Below are 21,163 nucleotides of genomic sequence, written 5' to 3' on the forward strand. Positions count from 1 at the left end.
ATGGATTGCCGAGTGAGTGCGACCGCATCGGTTTCGCGTCGAACTGCGGCGGTAGGTAGAAAGCGGTGCCCTGAGGTCTGCTAGTAGCACCGGTGTGAGCAGCGGGCGCGTCGGCGGATCGGGTCGTAGGACGGCTGAGACCGTGCTGAGGACAGCGGCCCGATCACATCGAATCCACATGATCGGTCAGCGATCCTCATCGTGCGAGCGCAACGCTGCGCTGCATGATCGAAGGGTGAGTCGGTGAACAGACCATCAGGCCGGAAGTCGCGCCTATTAGTCCTAAGCGGTGTAGTCGCCGTGTCCGTTGGCGTCCTGGGCGCGTGCAGCGGCAGCACGAAGACCGCGGGGGCGGAATCGCCGTCGGCGGCCCACACCAGCACCGGCGCCCACGCCACAGAGAGCAATCCCCCGGGCGATATTCCCGACACAATCGCGTACGTCGACTACAAGTCCGCGGACGGGGCGGTGCAGTTCGTCCATCCCGAAGGCTGGTCATCGACGAAATTGCCGAATGGTGTGATGTTCACCGACAAGCTCAACAGTGTCAGCGTCAGCACGACGTCAGGATCCGCCCCCACCGTGGACTCGGTAAAGAGCACCGTAGTTCCGAAGCTCGGTACGCCGTCCTCGAATGTGAAGGTCAACAAGGTGACCGCGGCGACGCTTCCGGCCGGTCCCGCGATCAAGGTTCTGTGGCAGACCGATAGTGCACCTGACCCAGTTACCGGAAAGGTCTACCGCAATGACGTCGTGACCTACGTGGTCGGTGCCAAGGGGTCCGTTACGCGGATGGATTTGTCCGGCCCGGTGGGCGCCGACAACGTCGATCCGTACAAGAAGATGAGCGACAGCTTGAAAATCAAATGAGCGCTGTCCTCGATGCTACAAACCTGTACCGCTTCTATCACGCCGGTGGTGAAGAAACGCTTGCCCTGCAAGGGGTCTCGCTAAATGTTGACGCCGGGGAGATGGTTGCCGTGGTCGGCCCGTCCGGGTCAGGCAAGAGCACGTTGCTCGCCTGTCTCGCGGGATTGGACGATCCCGACGGAGGTATGGTCCGCGTGGTCGGGCAGCGGATAACGCGGACCGGCGAACCGGTCCGTGCTGTGCTCAGATCGCGGCACATCGGCGTACTCCTACAGGGCCATAACCTCATCGATCACTTGACCGTCCGTGACAACATCGTGCTCGCGCAGACGATCCGGGGCCGGGCGAAGCAGCCGCCTGCGGGCGAGATCCTCGCCCAACTCGGAATCGCAGAGCTCGCGTCGGCCATGCCAGGAACCCTGTCCGGCGGCGAAGTTGCCCGTGCCGGCCTCGCGGTCGCCCTCGCAAACGGGCCGGAGTTGCTTCTTGCCGATGAGCCGACCGGCGAGTTGGACGAGACGAGCGAACGGACCGTGATCGACTTGCTGACCGACTTAACCGGCGCGGGGACCGCCGTCCTCGTCGTCACGCATTCGGATGCGGTCGCTGCTGCGGCCGGACGCGTCGTAGTGCTCCGCGATGGACGGATCGAACCATGACCGTGACTGAAGTACGCACCGATCCGCTTGTGCAGTGTCAAAATTTGACTCTCACCTACGACGGCCAGACCGCCGCGCGAACGGTGCTCAAAGACATCTCTTGCGCGGTCATGCCAGGCGCGCAGATCGCGCTGGTGGGTCCGAGTGGATCGGGTAAAAGCAGCTTGATCCACGTGATGGCGGGCCTTATCGCGCCGGACACCGGAGTAATCACGTGGCCCGCGCTCCGCGCGCACCCGACCGAACGGCCAGGCAAGGTCGTCGTGGCGTTCCAAGCGCCGAGCCTGATCAGCGCACTAGACGTGACCGAGAACATCGAGTTACCACTAGTGCTTGCGGGCGTGAGCGCATCAGATGCGCGCGTCCAGGCCACGGCGATGCTTGAGTCGCTCGGCCTGGGCCAACTGAGCACCCAACTTCCCGAAGAACTTTCCGGAGGCCAAGCCCAGCGAGTCGCCCTCGCGCGCGCCCTCGCGACAAAACCTTCGGTGCTTCTCGCGGACGAGCCGACAGGGCAGGTGGATCACCGCACTGCCGCGCAACTGCTCGACGTCGTTTTCGAACACGCGGCGCGGTCCGGCATGGCAGTCGTCATAGCAACCCACGATCAAAGTGTCGCGGCACGATGCACTACGCGATGGGAAATTCACGACGGATCCCTGCAGAACCGAGGTATAGGTAGATGATCGGCAGTTGGTGCATCGGACTCGTCCGCCGCGAACGCGGAAGGCTGCTCGGTACGGCGGTCGGTATCGCCGTGGCGGTCGCGCTTTTGGCGAGCCTAGGCAGCTTTATGTCCTCGGCTAAGGCCACCATGACGAAGCAGGCCACCACCGGGATCGGCGTCGATTGGCAGGTCGAGGTTGCGCCTGGCGCGAACGCCACCGACGTACTGACGAAGGTGCGCGCGGAGCCGGGAACGGTGAGGGCCGCCGAGGTCGGCTATGCCACCAGCCCGGGACTCAGCGCCACGACGATCGCGCCCGGCGCTGCCTCGGCGACCGCCCAGTCGACGAGTGTCGCCCGTGTCCTCGGCGTACCGCATGGTTACGCGACGTTGTTTCCCGGTCAGGTACGGCTCCTGAGCGGAAGCCTTAATCTGCCGAGCAATGGCGCACCCGTGGGCTTGCTCGCGCAACAGACGGCGAGCAATCTCGCCGCGCGCGTGGGTGACACAGTGCGAGTCGCCCGGCCAGGAAGCGCCCCGCTGGACGTGACGGTCGGCGGTATCGTGGACCTACCGCATCTGGACAGCATGTTTCAGAAGGTCGGCGCGCCACCGTCGGCGCAGGCCTCCGCGCCGCCGGACAACGTCGTCATCCTGTCGCACGATCAGTGGGCAGCCAGCTACCAAGGGGCGCATGCGTCGGCAGCGGAGAATGTGACGACCCAAATCCATGTCGCTCGCGATCGCAATCTTTCCCATGACCCGGCGGCTGCCTACGCAATCGTGCTTAGCCAGGCCCACCATCTCGAGTCAAAACTTGCCGGAGCGGGGCAGGTGGGCAACAATCTGGCGGCGAGCCTCGACTCCGCGCGTTCGGACGCTCTCTACGCGCAAGTGCTGTTCGTCTTCCTCGCGCTACCCGGCGCGGCGCTCGCTATCGCGCTTACCTTCGTCGTGACGGCATCCGGCGAGCCGCGCCGTCGCCGTGCCCGGTCTCTGCTGCGGTTGCGCGGAGCGCAGACAGGGCACATCATGCGTCTCGCAGCCGTTGAAGGCACGCTTATCGGAGTCGTCGGCAGCCTGATCGGGTGTCTCGCGGCACTGGTGATCGGCAAGTTCGTCTTCGGCGCCGCCACGTTTGGTTCGACTGTCGGATCGTGGTGGACTGCGATCGCTGGCATTGTTATCGCGCTAATCGTCATCTTGGTCCCTGCCTACCGAGATCTGCGACGCTCTAACGTTCTTTCGGCCGGTCAGCAAGTGTCGGAGGTAGCCCGCTCGACCAAGGTTGCGCTTCCACTACGGCTCGGTCTCGACATCGTGCTCACTGTCGGTGGGATCGTGGTGTACCTGATTACTAGCCGCGCCGGATATAACCTCGTGCTCGCGCCGGAGGGCGTGCCCTCGATCTCGGTCGACTACTGGGCCTTTGTCGGGCCGGCAATGCTGTGGGTCGGGCTGGGTCTGCTTGCCTGGCGGATCATCGACTTACTACTGCGACGCGGTCGGCGCGCGATCACGACTATGGTCCGTCCGATGTCCGGAACACTTGCTGGCTTCGCGACGACGAGTGCCGTGCGCCGTCGTGGCACCCTCGCGCGGGCTGGTGTACTTGCCGGCCTCGCGCTCGCGTTCGCGACCAGTACGGCGGCCTTCAACGCGACGTACCACGCTCAGGCCGAGGTCGACGCCAGGTTAACCAATGGGTCTGATGTCGCAGTGACCGTGCCCCCCGGTACGACGTTGCCCGCCGACACAGGACAGAAGCTGGCGAAGGTATCGGGGGTCGCCACAGTTGAGCCGCTGATGCATCGCTATGCGTTTATCGGCAGCGACTTGCAGGACCTGTACGGCGTACAGCCCGGGTCGATTGCGAGCGCTACTAAACTCCAGGACGCGTATTTCACTGGCGGAACGGCGAGTCAGTTGATGGCTAAACTGGCGCGGCATCCGGACAGCATCTTGGTCAGCCAGGAGACTGTCAAGGACTACCAGCTCCACCTCGGCGACCAGATCACGTTGCGCCTACAGGACGCGCACAGTCAGCAGACAGTGCCGGTAAAATTCCACTACATCGGGGTGGCCAAGGAATTTCCTACGGCGCCAAAAGACAGCTTCTTCGTCACTAATTCGTCCTATGTCGCTCAACAGACGAACGACGCCGCGGTGGCGACCTACCTGATCAACACCTCCGGGAATCCGCACACGGTTGCGGGGAAGGTGCGTGCCGCGCTTGGCTCCTCCGGCCCGGCGGTCACCGATATCACGACCACTCGTACGGCGGTCGGATCAAGCCTGACGGCGGTCGACCTCAACGGGTTGACGAGAGTCGAGCTCGGCTTCGGGCTGCTGCTAGCGGTCGCGTGTGGTGGTCTGGTCCTAGGGCTAGGACTGACCGAACGTCGACGTGACTTCTCGATCCTCAGCGTGTTGGGTGCCACTTCAAAACAGGTCAGGGCCTTCATCCACGTCGACACGGTGATTGTCACAGTCAGCGCGCTTGTCATCGGAGGAGCCGTCGGCGCGGCCCTGACGCAGACACTGGTCAAAATGCTCAATGGCGTTTTCGATCCGCCTCCCGAGGGGCTGACCGCGCCCTGGCTGTATCTGTCTGCCATCGCCGGGCTGTTGGTCGTAGGCGTGGTTGTGGCGAGTGGCATGCTAGCCAAACGGGCCGCGCGCAGACCAGTCGACGCGCTCAGAGAGATGTGACGGTGCCGATGCGACTTGACGGGTTCGACGCGCGATGCGATTGCTGATCGTCGAGGATGAGCCGCGCCTCGCCGTACTGCTGCGCCGCGGTTTCCAAGGCGAGGGGTACGCCGTCGATCTCGCGGACGCCGGCGACGAAGGACTGTGGCGGGCGAGCGAGACCGACTACGACGGGGTCATTCTTGACGTGATGTTGCCTGCCATGAATGGCATCGAGGTGTGCCGTCGCTTGCGGTCAGCGGGCCGCTGGGTGCCAATCATCATGCTGACCGCTCGGGACCAAGTCGCCGATCGGATCGCCGGTCTCGATGCAGGCGCGGACGACTATCTCGCTAAGCCGTTCTCGTTCGCTGAGCTTGCGGCCCGAATGCGAGCATTGATCCGGCGGGGTGAGGTCGACCGGCCCGTAGTGATGGAGATCGGGACACTCACTCTCGATCCGGCGGCTCACACGGCGTACCGCGGACAGGATCTGCTTGAGTTGACGGCTACGGAGTTCGCCGTCCTCGAACTCCTGATGCGGTATCCGGGCGAGGCGCTCACGCGGACTCGGATTCTTCATCATGTATGGGATGTCGCGTACGACGCGACGAGCAATGTGGTGGATCAGCACATAGGACTACTACGTAAGAAGATCGACCGGCCATATGGGCGCGAGGACATCCAGACGGTCCGCGGTGTCGGGTATCGCCTTGCGGTGGACACTCAGCAGTGACCACCGCCGAGCACCAGGCGGCCGCACCACTGGCCGGTGAGCGACGTGCGGGATCGCGCATCGTCTGGCCACGCAGCCTTCGAGGTCGACTGTCGTCGGCGTACACCGTCGTCGCGGCGATCGTGCTCTTATTGATGGTGCTCATCTTTCTGCACCAGTTCCGCAGTGCTCTACTGACCACGCTCGATCGCAGTCTTGCTGTGCGGGCAGCTTCGTCGGTCGCGGCGCTGCGCGAGGCGGCAACACCTGACTTCCCGGATACGCAATCGTCTGGGTCGGCGACGAAAGGGACTGACGCTTTCACCGTCGTTTATGACACAACTGGCGCGGTTGCCTCAGCCGAGCCGGTGGGTCTGACGACCGATCTGATCCCAAAGGCGCAACGGGCCGCCGCGCTCAAAAGTCCGGTGCATGGCGATACGACCGTCATGGGCGCGCGGTTCCGTTTCTACGCCGTGCCGGTGAGCCGGGCAGACGGGACGTGGCTGGTCGTCGCGGGCGCGAGCTACCGTTCGACGGACCAGGCGGTAGACGCAGTTACTCGGGTGTTGATGTTCGGCGTACCGATCCTGCTGGTATTGGCCGGTTTTGGGGCGTGGGTTCTCAGCGGACTGTCGTTACGCGGCGTCGGCCGGATGCGGGCAGAGGCCGCCGATCTCGGCGCGAATGACGCGTCGGGGCGGGTTAGCGAACCGTCCGCGGAAGAACTTAAGGAGCTGGCTCGCACGTTCAACCGACTGCTGGATCGGCTGTACCAGAGCCTTGTTCATCAGCGGGCGCTGGTTGCTGACGCCGGTCACGAACTGCGCACACCGCTCACGGTCCTGCGCACGGAGCTTGAACTTGCCGACAAGCCGGGACGCAGCCGCGAAGCGCTCGCCGATTCGGTGAACCACGCGAGAGGGGAAGTAGATCGGCTGATCGAGCTCGCTGACGGCCTGTTGTTCCTGGCCCAGGCCGATCGGGGTGACACGGCGGGGGTGGCCGACCCCGTCAAACCCTTTGACATTGTCGGTGCGGCGGTTCGCGCCTATGAGTCGCGGTTCGCTATTGCGAAGATCAACCTGGAACAGCGATGTGCGGTGGACCTGATCGTTACCGCCGATGGCAATGCGCTGCGGCGCGCGATCGACAACCTGCTAAGCAACGCGCTCAACAACACGCCGGACTACGGCACCATCCGGATTGACGTCGACCTGGTTAATGAGGGCTCTGATATCGAGGTCGCCGTGTCGGACACGGGACCGGGGTTTCCCGCAGAGTTTTTGCCGTACGCGTTTGAGCGGTTTCGCAAGGCGGACGATGCACGCACTCGCGCGCCGGGCGGTGGAAGTGGTTTGGGTTTGGCGATCGTCCAGCAGATTGCGGCATGGCATGGCGGATCGGTTACGGCAATGAACCTGCCCGCGGGTGGCGCCCGGGTAGTGATCCGGATCCCGATAAAGTCGCCGCTCCGATAACTGACCGGTGATGAACGGTCCCGGCGCGTCGATTTCTGATGAGCAGCTAGTTGCCAGCGGCGGCCAGCAACGCGGCGGTAATCATCTTGCTGCCGGCGGCGTTCGGGTGATCGCCATCAGAGGCGAGCAGCCGCGTCGGATCCTTTTCACCGGTCCCTTTGAAGGCGGAATATAGGTCCACGCACACCGCGCCAGCGAGGTCGGCGGCGCTGCACAGAGCGGTATTGGCCTGCCGGGTCACCGCGTCGCTCCAGGCGAGCTGTTGCTGCCCACTATCCGCTATCGCGACATCGCCATCAGCAAACACGTTCCAGTAGTTGGTGACGAATACTTTGGTCGGCTGCCCGCCCCGCAGTGCCCGGATTTGCTGCAGGATATGGCCGACGCGTGTTCTTACCTCGGCGATATCGGGGCCATAGCAGGACTCATCGCAGGCACCGGCTTGCTCGTCTTGCAGGTCCGTGTTCAGATCATTGGCGCCGATGGTGATGATGACCGTGCCGGCTTCGCGGACGTCGTTACGTACCTTGTCGGAGTTGTCCAGGTCGGATTCAAGATCCGCGCTCGTCGAACCGGGGACGCCGAGATTGATCCCCACCGAGCGGTGGCCGCTGGAAGTGGAGATCGCATCGGCAAAGCGGGTGATGAAGTCCTCACAGTTGCAGGCCGTCCCGGCAGTGACAGAGTCACCGAGACCGAGTACTACCGGATAGTGCTGAACGGTAGTGCTGCCCGCTGTCTGACCGGGTACTGCTGCTGTGGGGCTGGTTACCGTTACCGCTCCGAGCAGAGCGAACGTGAGCAGCATTAGGAGCGGGCGCATGAGTCGGCGGCCCGCGCGCCGCCGTATCGCCGCTCTGGTCACCAGGACACCGTAGTCCCATCGCGCCGCACTTGGCCGAGTCCGGGCTGCCGCTCCACCGTCGCCGCGACCGTCTCACAGTCGCACGACGTACCTCCGCGGACGTCACAGAACAAGATCAATAAACCGGCGCATGACGGCCGGCCGTACGCGACGTACGGGACCGCTGCGTCGCAATGACGATCCACCCGAGGACGACCACGCTCCCCGTGGACAGCACCCGGTACAGCAACACCCCCGCCAAGGCCGGCGCGGCCACCGCGCCGGCCACGGTCAAGGCGAGCGTCATCGTTGTCTCTACCGCACCGAGGCCGCCGGGGAGGGGCAGCAGACTCCCGGCGGCCATGCCGGCGGTATAGGTCAGCAACAGGACCGCGAAGCTCACGTGGATCCCGACCGCGGCGAGGCACGCGGCCAAGCAGGCAAGGTCGAGGAACCAGTTGGTGAGCGCCAGGGTCAGCGCAACCAGCCAGTCCCGTCCCGATGACCGTACGGCGTTGAGGTCGGTCAGAATCTCGGCCAGCCGTACATGTCCGGTTTGGACAGGACGTTGCCTGAGGGTGTTAAACCGCGTCAACACCGAATGCGCCAGCCGGGCCAACGCCTCCGGCTTGCGAGCCACCCGCACCAGTCCGGCGATCACCAATGCCGTCACCAACAGCTGGGTGATCGCGGTCGGCGCCGAGCTGCTTATCCCGCCGCTGAGGGCCACCCCAAGCAGCCCGATGGCACCCAACGTGAGAGTCGACAGCAGGCCGGTGATCGTCAACGACCAGGTGATCCCCGACATTGAGGCGCCCGCGGCGCGGAGCCGCCGAAATGCGTAGGTGGTCGAGAAGACCGCACCCGCCGGCAGGGTGGTGTGAACAGCGCCGGCGGCGTAGCTAATCGGTACCGTCTGCCGGAGTGAGATTCGGCAGCCGCCGACCGCCAACGTCCAGCCGCGTAGCGCGGAGAAGGCAACCATTGAAGCAACGGTGCAGGCGAGCCCGGTCAGCAGCCACCACGGAGACGCCGTGGTGGTACTCCGGATCGTGGACACCACCGTCGGCGCGGCGCTCGCCATGAAATCGACCACCATGGCTAGTACGAAGACGCCGAACGCGACCCGCCGAGCGGTGGCGAACCGATCGCTTCTGCGGCCCTGTTGTGCCCTGGGCGCCAGCGGATCTGCACTCGGCGCCTCGGCCGGGTAAGTGCTGATAGCCAGCAGATCTGTCATGGTCAAATAATGGGCGGGTCGTCCTCATCTTTCGTTGGCGGACGGTTGGAATTGGGTAAGAGCGTCTCGGGACCAAAAGTGAACCCAATCCGGGCGCCGCCACCGGATCGGGACGCGGCCGTGGGCACACCTCCGTGCGCGGCGGCGACCTCGGCGACGATCGCCAGCCCAAGGCCCGATCCGGGCATACTCCGCGCGCCGTCAGTTCGATAGAAGCGATCGAAAATCCTGGCCGAGTCGCCGTCGCCGAGCCCCGGCCCTCGGTCGCAGACCTCGACACCGGTGTCGGCGATGGTCACCTCGATCGGGGTCTGCCCGGTGTCGAATTTCATCGCGTTGTCCAACAGATTCGAGATAGCTCGGGTTAGCGCTTGGGGACGACCGTTCAGCAGCACCGTGTCGGGCCCGTGCACTATGACTTCGCGTTGGCTGCGGTGTTCAAACCTCGCTGCCAGCGGCCGGGTGAGCGCAGCGAGGTCGACCGGTTCGGCGGCTTCGCTTTCACGACGGTCCATCGCAAGTTCGATGAGTTCGTTGACTAAGTTGGTCAGTTCCTTGCTCTCGCCGTCGACATCGTCGAGCAATCGTTGCTGGGACTGCGGCGACAGTTCGCTGAATCGTCGCAGCACGCTCACGTTGGTGCGGAGGCTGGTCAGCGGTGTGCGCAACTCGTGGCCGGCATTCTGCACCAATCGCTGCTGCGCCAGTTTTGAGGCCGACAGCTGATTGACCATCGACTGCAGCGATGAACCTAATCGACCCACCTCGTCGCGGCCCTGCATGGCGAAATCGGTGCCCTCGGCGCCATCCCAGCTCACTGTCTCGGCCTTGGCGGCGAGCAGCGTCAGCCGCCGAGTGATACGCCGCGCCAGCAGCCACCCCGCCGCCGCGGCTAGGAACAGGACCCCGAGTCCTACGAGCAGGGTGACGATGGCGAGGTGGTCGAGCACGCGTGCCGATTCGTTGAGGTCTCGCCCGACTTGCACGGCGCCCTTGTCGCCGCCGAGCGACTGGGTCAAGACCAAATAGTCCACGTCTCCAACGGTTACCCGGTCTTCGACTCTCAGCCCCGCGGGCGATCCCTGCGCGATCGCCAGCGCCTTTTTGCTGACCGGCAGGCTGACGGTTACCCCGGCCAGGTGAGTGATGGACCCGTCAGTTGCGATCGACTGTGCCGTCTCGACCACCGCGTCGTCGTGGTGTTCTCCGGGCCCCCGGCCAGTTTCGCTGGTCGCGGTGTTGTCCAGCGTGCCACCGGTGGCTACCGTGTTGACCGCCGCGGAGAGCGAAACGTTGATCTCGTTGTACATGGCATGTTGGGTTGTCCGGTACGCCGACCAGCCGACGATGATCGCCACGACGGCCGCGATGATCGCGAACGCGGAGACAAACTTCTGGCGCAGACTCATCGGTCGCCCGTCTCGCCGAGGCGATAGCCGACACCGCGCACTGTCCGGATGAGTTGCGGTGCCCCTGCCAGGTCCAGCTTGCGGCGGAGGTAACTGATGTACACCGCCAAGTTCTTGGAGTCCGGGCCGAAGTCGTATCCCCAGATTCGGTCGTAAATCGTGGCATGCGTCAACACAATCCCGACGTTGCGGCCCAACAACTCGAGCAGATCGAACTCGGTCTTCGACAGCTCGAGCTCGGAGCGATCCCACCAGGCTCTCCGGCTGGCCGGGTCGATCCTTAGGTCGCCGATCACCAACTGCTCGGAGGCCGCCGAGGATTCGACTGGCGCGCGCCGCAACAGCGCGCGTAGTCGAGCGAAAAGCTCCTCCAGCTCGAACGGCTTGGCCAGATAGTCGTCGGCTCCGGCGTCCAGACCGGCTACTCGAGCGCCGAGTTCAACCTGGGCGGTCAGCATCAGGATCGGCAGTCGCAGCCCGTCGGCCCGGGCCACTCGGCATACCCCGAGACCGTCCACCCCGGGCATCATCACGTCCAAAATCACCAGATCATGCGACTGCCGGCGTAGCGCGCTGATCGCCTCGACGCCGTCGGCCACCGAGGTGACGTGATACCCCTCAAGTTCCATGGCCCGTTCCAAGGATTGCCGGATTGCCCGGTCATCATCGGCTAGCAATAAACGGAGCGCCATTGTCACATTGTGACCGATGAATCGGGTCGCGCGCCGACACAGTCGCGTTCACTACCGAACTCGCGACGGACTCTTACCCGTTACTTAACGTGTACGACGTCGACGGTGGGAACCGCCGCCGGCAGATCGCCTCGCTACGGTCCGCCAGTTCGCCCGCAGGACGAAGATCGTTGCGGCGTTCAGGCATCGTCATGGTGCCTGGCTGTCTGCGGTCTTGGCTCTTCAATGCCGTGGAGCACGACCTTGAGCATTTCTTCCAGAGCCGGACCGAGAGGGAACTCGTGCGGGTCGACCTTGATCCAATGATTCAAGGTGGCGAAGTAGCCTGTGGCCAGCAGTACGCCGACTTGCTCCGCGTCGATCCCCTTCCGTGTCTCTCCGGCGTTTTGGCCCCGGCGGACGTAACCGGCGATCTCTTGCACCAGATACGGACTGTCGAGGATGTTGGTCGCGTGGATGGTCGCAGTCATCAACGCCACGGTCTCTCGACGAGTCTCCTCATTCAGAATCGCCAGTTCGTGCATATATCTGGCAAGTATGTCGCGTGTTGAGTGAGATTGGAGATTCTCGCGCCTAATGGCATCCTGGGCGCGCTGCCGCCGTCGTGCGCTCCATTCGTGAAGAAATTCCACCTTGCGCTGGAAGTGGTTGAAAACGGTGGCCCGGGCGACATCCGCCCTCTCGGCGATCTCGTCCATGGTGATGTTGTCGTAACCACGCGCGATGAATAATTCTACCGCGGCCTCGTACACGCGGTTCGAGCGTTGTTGTCGGTGACGGGTACGCCGATCAGTCACGATGGGGCGCTGGATGATTGTGGCGATGTTTGATTCATGACTGGACTCCTTGCTGAGAATGCGCTATCGGTTTGCGCCAGAGTATTGACCAAGGGCAAATCGGAGTTCTAACTTTAAATCAGTTCGACGCAAGTCCAAGATTAGATTGCAGTCCGACCCGGCACTTCACGTGTTCCGAAAGGCGGATAGTCATATGCGACTAGTGACGTTTGTGGCGGGCGTGCAGACGCCCAGGTTCGGCATCTTGCACGACGACGTGATCATCGACCCCCACGCGGTGCTGTATGCCGATGCGGGACTGCGCGGCGTGGACACCCAGTCGGCGGGCCTTCACGATGTCCCGCGCGAAATGGTCGCGTTCTTCGAAAGTGGGGACCTCGGGCGAGCGGCGGCGCAGCGTGCCATCGATGTGGTTGTCGCTCGGGACGGCTCCGGCGATGCGCTTATTGGACCAAACGGTGAGCCGGCGGTGGTTTCTAGCGCCGATGCACGGCTGCTGGCGCCCGTGCCCCGTCCCCGGCGGATTCGGGACTATTTGACCTACACCGAACATGCGGCCGGATCGGGATTGGCCGTCCCCGAGGCATTCGCGGCAATGCCTATCTGTTACAAGTGCAACGTTGAGACGATTATCGGTCCCGACGAACCGCTGCTGTGGCCGGGATACACCGAGCAATTGGATTTCGAGCTGGAGCTAGGTTTCTTCACGAATGGTCATGGGCGCAATCTGAGCCCAGACGAGGCGTCGGGATTGATTGCCGGCGTCACGATCTTCAACGACGTCAGTGCTCGCGATATTCAGATGTTCGAGATGAGCCTGACCATCGGTCCATCAAAAGGCAAGGACTTCTGTACGGCGATGGGTCCGTGCGTACTGACAATGGACGAGGTCGACGAGTGGGACATCACGATGACCGCGCGCATCAACGACGAGGTATGGGCCTCAGGCACGACTGAGCACCGTCAGTTCTCGTTCGCTGAGGTCTTGGCGTGGGCGTCGCTTTCTGAAGACGTCTACCCGGGTGAGTTTCTGGCGCTAGGCACGGTCGGTGGCGGCTGCGGACTCGAGCTCGACCGCTGGATCCAGCCGGGAGATGTCGTGGAGCTGGAGGCATCCGGGATTGGCACCCTTCGTAACACCGTGGGGCCCAAGGAGACCTATCCACCCGGCGCCGGAATAGCCAGTTACAAAGGATCACCGCCGGTGCACGTACACCACTGATCGTGCGGGAGCGTCTTTCATAGCCACTCCTGCGCCGAGCACGCTTGAGAGCTTCAACTCGGAGCCCAGGGAGAGAGGAACCGAGATGGCAATCGACGCCATTCCGTACACAAAAGGTAGTCATCGACTTACTGAGCGCTGCCACGCCTGGCTCGTTCCGGACGGGACCTGGGGGTGGAGCAACGCGGGTTTGGTCACCGGCCACGGGCAGTCGCTGCTGGTTGACACCTTGTTCGACTTACCGATGACCAGGGAGATGTTGGCCGGCCTCCGGCCGATCACCGATGAGGCGCCGATCCGGACCGTCGTCAACACACACGCCAACGGCGATCACTGGTTCGGTAACGAACTCGTGGCCGACGCGGAGATAATCGCCTCGAAGAGCACCGCCGAAGAGATGGCGGCCAACGGCCCCGACTTGATTCTCGGTCTCTTCGAGCAGCCGGGGGCGACCGGACGATTCGCGCGTCACGCTATGGGGCAGTTCGAGTTCAAGGGCATCACGCCGACTCCTGCAACACGCACCTTCGAGAAGGAGTTGCAACTGGATGTCGGCGGAACCGAGGTGCGCGTCTACGAGCTCGGTCCCGCGCACACAGCCGGCGATAGCGTCGTCGTCGTGCCAGCCGAGAAGACTTTGTACGCCGGGGATCTGCTGTTCATCGGAGGCACGCCGATCAGCTGGGCCGGCCCCGTCAGTAACTGGGTCGCGGCCTGCAAGTTCATGCTCGATCTCGATGTGGACTTCATCGTGCCCGGGCACGGGCCGGTCACTGATAAAGGCGGGGTCCAAGACGTGATGGACTACCTGGTCTTCGTAGAAAAGGAAGCAACCGCGCGCCACGATGCTGGGATGAGCCCTGAGGACGCGATGCGCGATATCAACCTGGGTAGGTTCGACCAACTCGACGAGCGTGGTCGGCTGGCGCAGAACGTCCTGGCGGTCTACTACGAACTCGATCCCTCGCTCGAGCGCCAGGACACCCTTGAAGTTTTCCGCAGGATCGCGGAGCTGGAGGGGTTCACTGACTGATGTTTCCCGTCCGTTTGCCGATCATATTTTCGCTATCTCAAGGGGGAGGCGGCTATCAAAATGGGTGTTCGCATAAGGGGTTATCGAGCGGGGTACACGGGGGCTCTATTGGCCATCGCGTGCGCAGTTCTTATGGCGGCGTCCGGCTGTAGCAGCAGTCCGACTACATCTCAAAAATCCGGATCGACGGCAGGGGGCGGGGCCGGCGTGGCAGCGGCGAAGGCAGATGTCGCTAAGTATTCGAAGAAGGTGACCGACTATCCGGCGATCACAACAGTTTCTGGTGGCGTCGCGAGTCTGAAGGGCAAGTCCATCTGGTATGTACCGCTCGGAGGGTCATTGCCGATCTTCCAGGGATTCGGCGTCGGGGTGAAGCAAGCAGCGGAAGCCGCGGGAATGACGGTCCACGTCTGTGACGGACAATTGGTCCCAACTACCGAGGCCTCTTGTCTGAATCAGGCCGCTACACAGGGTGCGTCTGCCGTTATAGGTGGGTACATCGACTATGTCGACGTGCCGACCGCGTATGACAGTTTGATAACCCATCAGATTCCTGCGCTTATCGCCGGCGAGCCACCTTCTGGCGGCAAAACCAGTTCGGCGCAGATTGCATTTTATGATGCGACTAAAGCCAGTACTCAGGCGAGCGAGTTGGCGATAAATTCCGTGATCGCAGATAGTGCTGGAAATGCCCACATTCTGTATATGGGGATCACGGACACGAAGTCGACGGCAGCCACCGCAAATGCTGCGAAATCCTTCACCGCCAAGAGCTGTCCTGGTTGCACCTTCGACCTGGTGATGTATAATACCGCAAACCTCAATAAGGTGGCGTCACTGGCCAGCGCTGCCCTAATTTCGCATCCAAACACTAATTACGTGGTTGTAGAGGTGGACTCCGGTGAGCCGGCCGTCATCCAGGGGATCCAGTCGGCGGGATTCGCCAACAAGGTGAAGCTGACCGCTATCAGCGGGACTCTTCCGACCCTGCAAAAGATCGCGTCGGGGCAGCCGCCGGTGCAGCTATCAGACGTCGGTTCTAGCCCTGTCTACACAGGGTGGCAATGGGTTGATGCCGTCATCCGCATGATGAAAGGGCAGACGCCAGATTTCACGCCGCCAGTAACGCGTCTGTTTACCAAAGACAACGTCGCTGGGCTGACTCTCACCCCGGATGCGTATGCGTCTAACGCCTGGTACGGGCCAGATACATTCCAGAGCACCTTCAAGAAGGCTTGGGGAGTCGGGTAGGCGCCCGAATGGACAACGCGGCGATGGCCGGCGACGCAGCGCGTCTCGATGTCCAGTCATTGTCCAAGACCTTCGGTACCGCGAAGGTCTTGGACAATGTGGCGTTGAGCGTCTCGGCCGGCGAGATTCACGGAGTGGCCGGCCAGAACGGGTCGGGAAAATCGACGCTGGTAAAGATCCTCACGGGCTTTCACCAGCCCGATCCAGGTGGTGTCTACGTCGTGGACGGGGTAGCGATGCGGCATCCGGTGCGGTGGCGCGAGGTGCACGCGGCAGGCGTGTCGGTGGTACACCAGGATCTTGGGCTACTCGATCAACTGACGGTCGCAGAGAACGTCTGCGTCGGTGGATTTCCGACGTCCCGCTTTGGATACATCGACCGGACCGCGCGTGATCGAGTCACGCGCGAGACGCTCGCGCGGCTCGGCGTCGATCTGGCCCCGCACAAGTCAGTCGGCTCCTTGACGGCCGCTGAGCGGGCCGAAGTGGCGATCGCTCGCGCGATGCGTGACCACGACGGTGGGTCGGGGCTCATCATCTTAGATGAATCAACCCGAGCGCTGACCGGTGAAGACCTAGCCCGAATACACGCGTTGCTCGGGAGGATCGCGACGGCCGGCAGTGCGGTGCTGATCATCAGCCACAACCTGCCCGAGTTGTTGGCCATCACGGACCGGATGACCATTCTGCGGGATGGCCGAGTAGCTGGTGCAGGGTTGGTCACGCGCGATCTGTCCGAAGCCGAGATAGCGCGACGCATGTTGGGCGCGGAAGTGGCCGCTATCGCGCCACGTTCGACCAGGGTTGTGCGCCCAACCGCCGCAGCGGTCGAGGTGAGCGCCTTGAGGAGTCCCCGTATCGGTCCACTCGAGTTCAGCATCGCCGCCGGCGAGGTGTTGGGACTGACCGGGGTGCCAGGCAACGGCTACGAAGAGATCCCATACCTTATGACCGGCGCGACACGGGCCGAGTCCGGACAGCTACGAGTTGGCGGCAAGACAGTGAACCTGTCCAATTCCTCAGTGTCCCGGTGTATCCGCGCAGGGGTAGTACTCGTGCCCGAACGACGAGACCGCGACGGGCTGGCCTACGAACTCAGCGTGCGCGACAACATCAGCCTTCCGGCCTTGCGTAGTCGCGGGCGTCCTTGGTACGTCGCGCAGCGGTGGCAGCGCGAGGAGGCTAAAGAAGCCGGCGACCTCTTCGACATCCGTCCGCGAAACCCACTGTTGTTGGTGAAGCAGCTCAGCGGCGGCAACCAACAGAAGGTCCTGCTGGCCAAATGGATGGCGCTGGCCCCAGCCCTCGTCGTGCTCCACGAGCCCACGCAGGCCGTGGACGTCGGAGCCCGTCAAGACATCCTCGCGAGCGTTGAACGCGCCGCCGACAACGGCGCGAGTGTTCTGCTGGTCAGCAGCGAGCCGGAGGACCTGGCGCTCGCCTGCGACCGCGTCCTGATCCTCGACGAGCAGGGACTATCCCCGGCCAAGGCGCTGACCACCGACACCATCCTGGAACAGATCTACGCCCAAAAGCCCGAGTCGGCAGGGAGCCATCCATGACTATGACGAAGCGGACGGACAAGAACGAGGACGCCCGCCCTCCCGCACCGGGTGAGCGTCGTGGCAGGGTTGGCGGCTTTGTCAGGGAGCGGCTCAACGGGCTGGGCGCTCGGTACGCCTTGCTGCTGGTGTGGCTGGCCATGGCGGTGGTCTACGGCATCCTCATGCCGGACAAGTTCCTGAATGTGTCGACTGTCCAGGCGATTTTCGGTTCTCAGTCGGCCTTACTGCTCCTCGCGGTCGCATCGCTGTGCACCATGGTCGTCGGCGAGTTTGACTTGTCGTTCGCCGGCGTAATGGGCGTCTCGGCAACACTCGTCCCTGTCCTGGTCGGGCTGCACCACATGAACATCGTGCTGGCCTGTCTCATTGCCCTCGCCGCCGCGGTCGTATGCGGTGCCATCAACGCATTCTTCATCGTCAAGCTTGGTATTTCGTCGCTGATTGTCACGCTCGGAACGGCCAGCCTGTATGTGGGTATCGCAGAGAACATTGCGCACTCCAACACCGTCTCAGTTTTCAACCAGACGTTCTCCAATCTGGCGCTGACCCAGTTTCTCGGGCTGCCGCTGTCGTTCTACTACGGTCTCGTCGCGTGCTTGGTCTTTGCCTACGTGTTGACGTGGACACCGATGGGGCGGCACATCGTCTTTGTTGGGGCGAACCGAGAAGTGGCGCGGCTGGCCGGGATCAGGGTCGATCGCGTGCGGGCGACGAGCTACATCGTCGCCGGATTTGTCGCGGGTCTCGCCGGCATCCTTCTCGTCGCCTCTGTCGGCGGCTTCGACCCGACTGCGTCGGCGAACTATCTACTTCCGGCGCTCGCGGCGGTCTTCCTCGGAACTGCGATTGTCAAACCGGGACAGTTCAACCCGATGGGCACCTTCCTGGGAATTTACTTCCTTGAGACGGGCATCATTGGGCTCCAATTGCTTGGGTACGCGGGCTGGGTCGAGGACGTCTTTTACGGCGCCGGACTCGTGCTCGCGGTCACCGCCGCGGTGCTGATTCGCAGTCGTACCAAGACGGCCTGACCTAATTCGTGGTGGAGAGATTAGAGACCTCGTCGTACCCGACAGATGCACGACCGCCTAGTTAATCTTGTCCGGGCTGTCGAGCTGAGCGGGCTTGTACTGCTGGATGTACTTCTGCATCTCGTCTTTCTTCATCGCCGCGAACAGCAGCGCGTCCTGCTCGGCGTTGAGGTGTACGACGCTCTGGTCGCCGACCATGCCGGTGCCGGTGTACGGCGCGGTCATGAAGTGGATGTTGGAGGACTTGACGCCACGCATCTCCCAGGCCAGATCGCGCATCAACGACGGCGTGAAGGCGGAGTCAACGGTCGTATTGCTGGTGAAGATGCCCAGGATGTTGGTCAGCATGCCGATATTGGTGATCGACACCGAGTCGAAGGTTTGCTTCATGACCTGGCGCAGGAAGTTCTGCTGCCGCTTGACCCGGTCGAAGTCGCCGTTCGGCAGCGTCTTGCGGGTGCGTACGTAGTCGAGCGCGGCCTGGCCCTGCAGCTTCTGCACGCCTTCGCCGGGGATGTTGACCTCGACGCCGCCGAGCGCGTTGGTCAGGTCCTTGAAGCCGTTCCAATCGATCATCACGACGTGGTCGATGTGCATGTTGGTGAGCTGTTCGACGGTCTGGACGGCGAGGTCGGGCCCGCCGTACGAGAAGGCAGCGTTGATCTTGTTGGTGCCGTAGCCGGGCACCGGGACCCACGAGTCGCGGGGCAGCGATACGACGTACGCGGCGGAACGGTCGGACGGGATGTGCACGATCATGATGGTGTCCGAACGCATGGAACCCTTGTCCCACTTGCCGCTGGCGAGCTGCTGCGCGATGGATCCCGCGTCGCTGTGGTCGGCGCCCATCATCAGGATGTTCAGAGCGGGCGGGCCGGATTTGCCGGTGTCCTCGCGCGGCACGCGGTTGGACGGGTCGATTTGGCTGGTATAGGTGTCGATGTTGCTGAGCTTGCCGTTGAGGTAGAGCCCGAAGCCGACGACCGAACCGACGAGCAGTACGACGAGAGTCAGAAACCCGGTGAGCACCTTGTGCCGCCGGACGAAGCCCTTCTTCTTCGGTGCGCCGGCGGCCGCTGCATCCTCGGGCGCCTCTTCACCGATGTCGTCCAGGGTCAGATCGTCGTCGTACGACGGATCCTCTCGCGAATCGTCAGCCACGCGGTTCCCCAGATCATTTGGTGTCGTATCGGCAACGCGCAATGTTACCGGAGTTCGGGCGCCGTCCGGCCCCACTTGCGACATGTCGCATAGACCCACGCTCACCTCACGGCGTACGGATAGCTCCGGCACAGTGACTTTGGCCAATCATCGCGACATCGGGCCTGCTCAGGCGTGATGTTGCCGTCACGAATTGGCGACAGACTGCCATCGCGCCGTCGTACGCATTAAGGTCTGTACGGCGGCACTAATCCCACCCGTCACACTGGACACCCGACCTGAGAGGCAGCGACCATGCGCAAAAACCTCGCGATCGGCGCGGTAGCCGCCTTGCTCGTCGCCGACGTCGTGCTGATCGGCCTGGCCATCCGGCACACCAACACGGTTCCGGCCTCCTCAACGTCCAAGTCGTCCAGCTCGACATCGCAGTCGCAACAGAGCAGCAGTACTGCTGCGGCGACGAGCACGTCGGCGGCGACCACCCCGGCGAAGAAAGACGCGCATCGAGCGTTGCTTGCGGTCGGCGGCGACGGCACGATCTTGCGCAGCAACGGCGGGGACTGCACGTCCGGCGGCACCGCGACGGTCGAATACTCGACCGACAAGGGCGCGACGTTCAAGCCGGCCAGCCAGCAGGTCAGCCAGGTGCTGCGGCTATCTGCTCAGGCCTCTAACAACTTCTGGTTCATCGGCACCGACGCCAGTTGCCAGCCGACGCTCTATCGCTCGCGGGACGGCGGCGCCACCTGGGTCAGCGAGTCCGCCGGGGGAGCCTGGTATTTCAGCACCGACCCCACTTCGACGCAAATCTTCTCCCCGGACGGCGCCGTCGAGGCTGGCTGCACGCCGGTCGCATTCAGCACGCTGTCCGCGCAGCAGGCGTACGTCGCCTGCAGCAGCGGCGACGTACGCGTCACCAAAAACCGTGGCGCGAAGTGGGATACGGCCGGGCAGCTTCCCAATATTGCGGCGATCGCCTTCGTCAATCTCTCTCGCGGGTTCGCGCTCGCGGCGACCGCGGACTGCCCGGCAGCGGCCTTCACGACCGAGGACGCCGGCACGACCTGGAAGCAGACGGCATGCCTGCCCGGTACGACACCGAAGGCCATCGATGGTGTCGGTGACACGGTTTACGCGCAGGTCGACGACGCCCTGCAGGTCAGTAAGGACGGGGCGGTGACATGGAATTCGACCCCTTGACGCCGACCGTCACGCCGGTACCCGACACGTTTCGCATCCTCGTTGTCTGTACGGCAAACATCTGCCGCTCGCCGATGGCCGAACACCTTCTGCGGGCGGATCTGGCCCAAGATGCCTCCGGCGGCAAGGTTGAATTCGTCGTCACTAGTGCGGGGATTCGCGGCTGGGACGCGGCGGAGATGGACGCGGACGCTGCGGCCGAGTTGCGCGACCTCGGCGGCGACCCGACGGACTTCCGGTCGAAGCAAATCACTGCGCACGACATCGAGACCGCGGGCCTGATCTTGACCGCCGCTCGTGAGCACCGGACATATGTGTTGGAGCAGGTGCCGCGGGCGCTTCGGCGTACCTACACGATCCTCGAGTTTGCGCACCTGATCGAACACCTCGACTCAAAACCGCACCCCGCAGGCGATCCGCGCGAGATCGTGACCGCCGCGTTCGCGCATCGCGGCGACGTCACGCTCGACCACTACGACATCGAGGATCCCTACCGCGCCTCAGAACAGAAGCATCATCAGATCGCCGGTGTGATCGCCAAGGCCACCGCCGCCATCGCAAAAGGCCTCACCCGCTAACGACCAGCACCGTGCCCTGAACTAACCAGTTCCCTGAGCCTGTCGAAGGGCCGAATC

19 protein-coding genes are annotated in these 21,163 nt (G+C 63.4%); 13 read left to right on the top strand and 6 right to left on the bottom strand.

The annotated features are described in order from the left end of the window. Positions 1-243: 243 nt before the first annotated feature. From CLV47_RS00540 to CLV47_RS00565, 6 genes are read left to right on the top strand one after another with little or no spacing between them, the layout of a single operon-like run. Positions 244-870, top strand: coding sequence for a hypothetical protein (locus CLV47_RS00540; protein WP_146135237.1), 627 nt, complete (start codon positions 244-246; stop codon positions 868-870). Further along, positions 867-1,529, top strand: coding sequence for an ABC transporter ATP-binding protein (locus CLV47_RS00545; RefSeq protein WP_106347050.1), 663 nt, complete (start codon positions 867-869; stop codon positions 1,527-1,529). Before CLV47_RS00540 ends, CLV47_RS00545 begins: the two co-directional genes overlap by 4 nt. Then, a complete protein-coding gene (locus CLV47_RS00550; protein ID WP_106347051.1) occupies positions 1,526-2,215 on the top strand; it encodes an ABC transporter ATP-binding protein in 690 nt (229 codons plus the stop codon). Before CLV47_RS00545 ends, CLV47_RS00550 begins: the two co-directional genes overlap by 4 nt. Further along, positions 2,212-4,908 (top strand): ABC transporter permease, encoded by a 2,697-nt coding sequence (locus CLV47_RS00555; RefSeq protein WP_106347052.1) that lies wholly within the window; start codon positions 2,212-2,214, stop codon positions 4,906-4,908. Before CLV47_RS00550 ends, CLV47_RS00555 begins: the two co-directional genes overlap by 4 nt. Positions 4,909-4,942: 34 nt before the next feature. Next, positions 4,943-5,623, top strand: coding sequence for a response regulator transcription factor (locus tag CLV47_RS00560; protein WP_106347053.1), 681 nt, complete (start codon positions 4,943-4,945; stop codon positions 5,621-5,623). Next, positions 5,620-7,083, top strand: coding sequence for a sensor histidine kinase (locus CLV47_RS00565; RefSeq protein ID WP_106347054.1), 1,464 nt, complete (start codon positions 5,620-5,622; stop codon positions 7,081-7,083). Before CLV47_RS00560 ends, CLV47_RS00565 begins: the two co-directional genes overlap by 4 nt. A 46-nt stretch (positions 7,084-7,129) precedes the next feature. On the opposite strand, the gene CLV47_RS00570 is transcribed toward CLV47_RS00565, so the two are convergent. From CLV47_RS00570 to CLV47_RS00590, 5 genes are all read right to left on the bottom strand, one after another. Beyond that, positions 7,130-7,948: an SGNH/GDSL hydrolase family protein gene (locus CLV47_RS00570; RefSeq protein WP_146135238.1), complete on the bottom strand. Its 819-nt coding sequence runs from the start codon at positions 7,946-7,948 to the stop codon at positions 7,130-7,132. 115 nt (positions 7,949-8,063) lie between these two features. Beyond that, positions 8,064-9,167 (bottom strand): lysylphosphatidylglycerol synthase transmembrane domain-containing protein, encoded by a 1,104-nt coding sequence (locus tag CLV47_RS00575; protein WP_106347056.1) that lies wholly within the window; start codon positions 9,165-9,167, stop codon positions 8,064-8,066. A 2-nt stretch (positions 9,168-9,169) separates the two neighbouring features. Continuing rightward, entirely contained in the window at positions 9,170-10,576 is a 1,407-nt protein-coding gene (locus tag CLV47_RS22570) for a HAMP domain-containing sensor histidine kinase (RefSeq protein ID WP_106347057.1), read from the bottom strand. After that, positions 10,573-11,268, bottom strand: coding sequence for a response regulator transcription factor (locus tag CLV47_RS00585; protein WP_106347058.1), 696 nt, complete (start codon positions 11,266-11,268; stop codon positions 10,573-10,575). Before CLV47_RS00585 ends, CLV47_RS22570 begins: the two co-directional genes overlap by 4 nt. Before the next feature lie 179 nt (positions 11,269-11,447). After that, positions 11,448-12,020 (bottom strand): TetR/AcrR family transcriptional regulator, encoded by a 573-nt coding sequence (locus CLV47_RS00590; RefSeq protein WP_202862299.1) that lies wholly within the window; start codon positions 12,018-12,020, stop codon positions 11,448-11,450. 238 nt (positions 12,021-12,258) lie between these two features. Here CLV47_RS00590 and CLV47_RS00595 point away from each other — a divergent pair, with 238 nt between their 5' ends. The 5 genes from CLV47_RS00595 to CLV47_RS00615 all read left to right on the top strand — a co-directional run bounded on the left by CLV47_RS00595 (position 12,259) and on the right by CLV47_RS00615 (position 18,167). Continuing rightward, complete coding sequence (locus tag CLV47_RS00595) at positions 12,259-13,287, top strand: fumarylacetoacetate hydrolase family protein (RefSeq protein WP_106347060.1); 1,029 nt, start codon at positions 12,259-12,261, stop codon at positions 13,285-13,287. An 85-nt stretch (positions 13,288-13,372) separates the two neighbouring features. After that, positions 13,373-14,320 (top strand): MBL fold metallo-hydrolase, encoded by a 948-nt coding sequence (locus CLV47_RS00600; protein ID WP_106347061.1) that lies wholly within the window; start codon positions 13,373-13,375, stop codon positions 14,318-14,320. A 207-nt stretch (positions 14,321-14,527) separates the two neighbouring features. Continuing rightward, positions 14,528-15,571, top strand: a complete 1,044-nt coding sequence (locus tag CLV47_RS00605; RefSeq protein ID WP_170110883.1) for a sugar ABC transporter substrate-binding protein — start codon at positions 14,528-14,530, stop codon at positions 15,569-15,571. 8 nt (positions 15,572-15,579) lie between these two features. Beyond that, entirely contained in the window at positions 15,580-17,133 is a 1,554-nt protein-coding gene (locus CLV47_RS00610) for a sugar ABC transporter ATP-binding protein (protein WP_202862300.1), read from the top strand. Then, positions 17,130-18,167, top strand: coding sequence for an ABC transporter permease (locus CLV47_RS00615; protein ID WP_106347063.1), 1,038 nt, complete (start codon positions 17,130-17,132; stop codon positions 18,165-18,167). The genes CLV47_RS00610 and CLV47_RS00615 overlap by 4 nt, the downstream gene beginning before the upstream one ends. Before the next feature lie 57 nt (positions 18,168-18,224). On the opposite strand, the gene CLV47_RS00620 is transcribed toward CLV47_RS00615, so the two are convergent. After that, positions 18,225-19,328: an LCP family protein gene (locus CLV47_RS00620; protein ID WP_170110884.1), complete on the bottom strand. Its 1,104-nt coding sequence runs from the start codon at positions 19,326-19,328 to the stop codon at positions 18,225-18,227. Between the two features lie 294 nt (positions 19,329-19,622). Here CLV47_RS00620 and CLV47_RS00625 point away from each other — a divergent pair, with 294 nt between their 5' ends. Both CLV47_RS00625 and CLV47_RS00630 read left to right on the top strand, forming a co-directional pair. Next, on the top strand, positions 19,623-20,528 hold the full coding sequence (locus tag CLV47_RS00625; RefSeq protein WP_106347065.1) for a WD40/YVTN/BNR-like repeat-containing protein: 906 nt from the start codon (positions 19,623-19,625) through the stop codon (positions 20,526-20,528). Further along, positions 20,510-21,106, top strand: coding sequence for an arsenate reductase/protein-tyrosine-phosphatase family protein (locus CLV47_RS00630; protein ID WP_106347066.1), 597 nt, complete (start codon positions 20,510-20,512; stop codon positions 21,104-21,106). Before CLV47_RS00625 ends, CLV47_RS00630 begins: the two co-directional genes overlap by 19 nt. Positions 21,107-21,163 lie beyond the last annotated feature (57 nt).

This window comes from Antricoccus suffuscus (genome assembly GCF_003003235.1).
Taxonomy (GTDB): domain Bacteria; phylum Actinomycetota; class Actinomycetes; order Mycobacteriales; family Antricoccaceae; genus Antricoccus; species Antricoccus suffuscus.

Coding starts and splice junctions, on each gene's coding strand:
- CLV47_RS00615 (WP_106347063.1), top strand. CDS start 17,130: ATGACTATGACGAAGCGGACGGACAAGAACGAGGACGCCCGCCCTCCC.
- CLV47_RS00585 (WP_106347058.1), bottom strand. CDS start 11,268: ATGGCGCTCCGTTTATTGCTAGCCGATGATGACCGGGCAATCCGGCAA.
- CLV47_RS00555 (WP_106347052.1), top strand. CDS start 2,212: ATGATCGGCAGTTGGTGCATCGGACTCGTCCGCCGCGAACGCGGAAGG.
- CLV47_RS00550 (WP_106347051.1), top strand. CDS start 1,526: ATGACCGTGACTGAAGTACGCACCGATCCGCTTGTGCAGTGTCAAAAT.
- CLV47_RS00560 (WP_106347053.1), top strand. CDS start 4,943: ATGCGATTGCTGATCGTCGAGGATGAGCCGCGCCTCGCCGTACTGCTG.
- CLV47_RS00610 (WP_202862300.1), top strand. CDS start 15,580: ATGGACAACGCGGCGATGGCCGGCGACGCAGCGCGTCTCGATGTCCAG.
- CLV47_RS22570 (WP_106347057.1), bottom strand. CDS start 10,576: ATGAGTCTGCGCCAGAAGTTTGTCTCCGCGTTCGCGATCATCGCGGCC.
- CLV47_RS00625 (WP_106347065.1), top strand. CDS start 19,623: ATGCGCAAAAACCTCGCGATCGGCGCGGTAGCCGCCTTGCTCGTCGCC.
- CLV47_RS00545 (WP_106347050.1), top strand. CDS start 867: ATGAGCGCTGTCCTCGATGCTACAAACCTGTACCGCTTCTATCACGCC.
- CLV47_RS00630 (WP_106347066.1), top strand. CDS start 20,510: ATGGAATTCGACCCCTTGACGCCGACCGTCACGCCGGTACCCGACACG.
- CLV47_RS00595 (WP_106347060.1), top strand. CDS start 12,259: ATGCGACTAGTGACGTTTGTGGCGGGCGTGCAGACGCCCAGGTTCGGC.
- CLV47_RS00575 (WP_106347056.1), bottom strand. CDS start 9,167: ATGACAGATCTGCTGGCTATCAGCACTTACCCGGCCGAGGCGCCGAGT.
- CLV47_RS00600 (WP_106347061.1), top strand. CDS start 13,373: ATGGCAATCGACGCCATTCCGTACACAAAAGGTAGTCATCGACTTACT.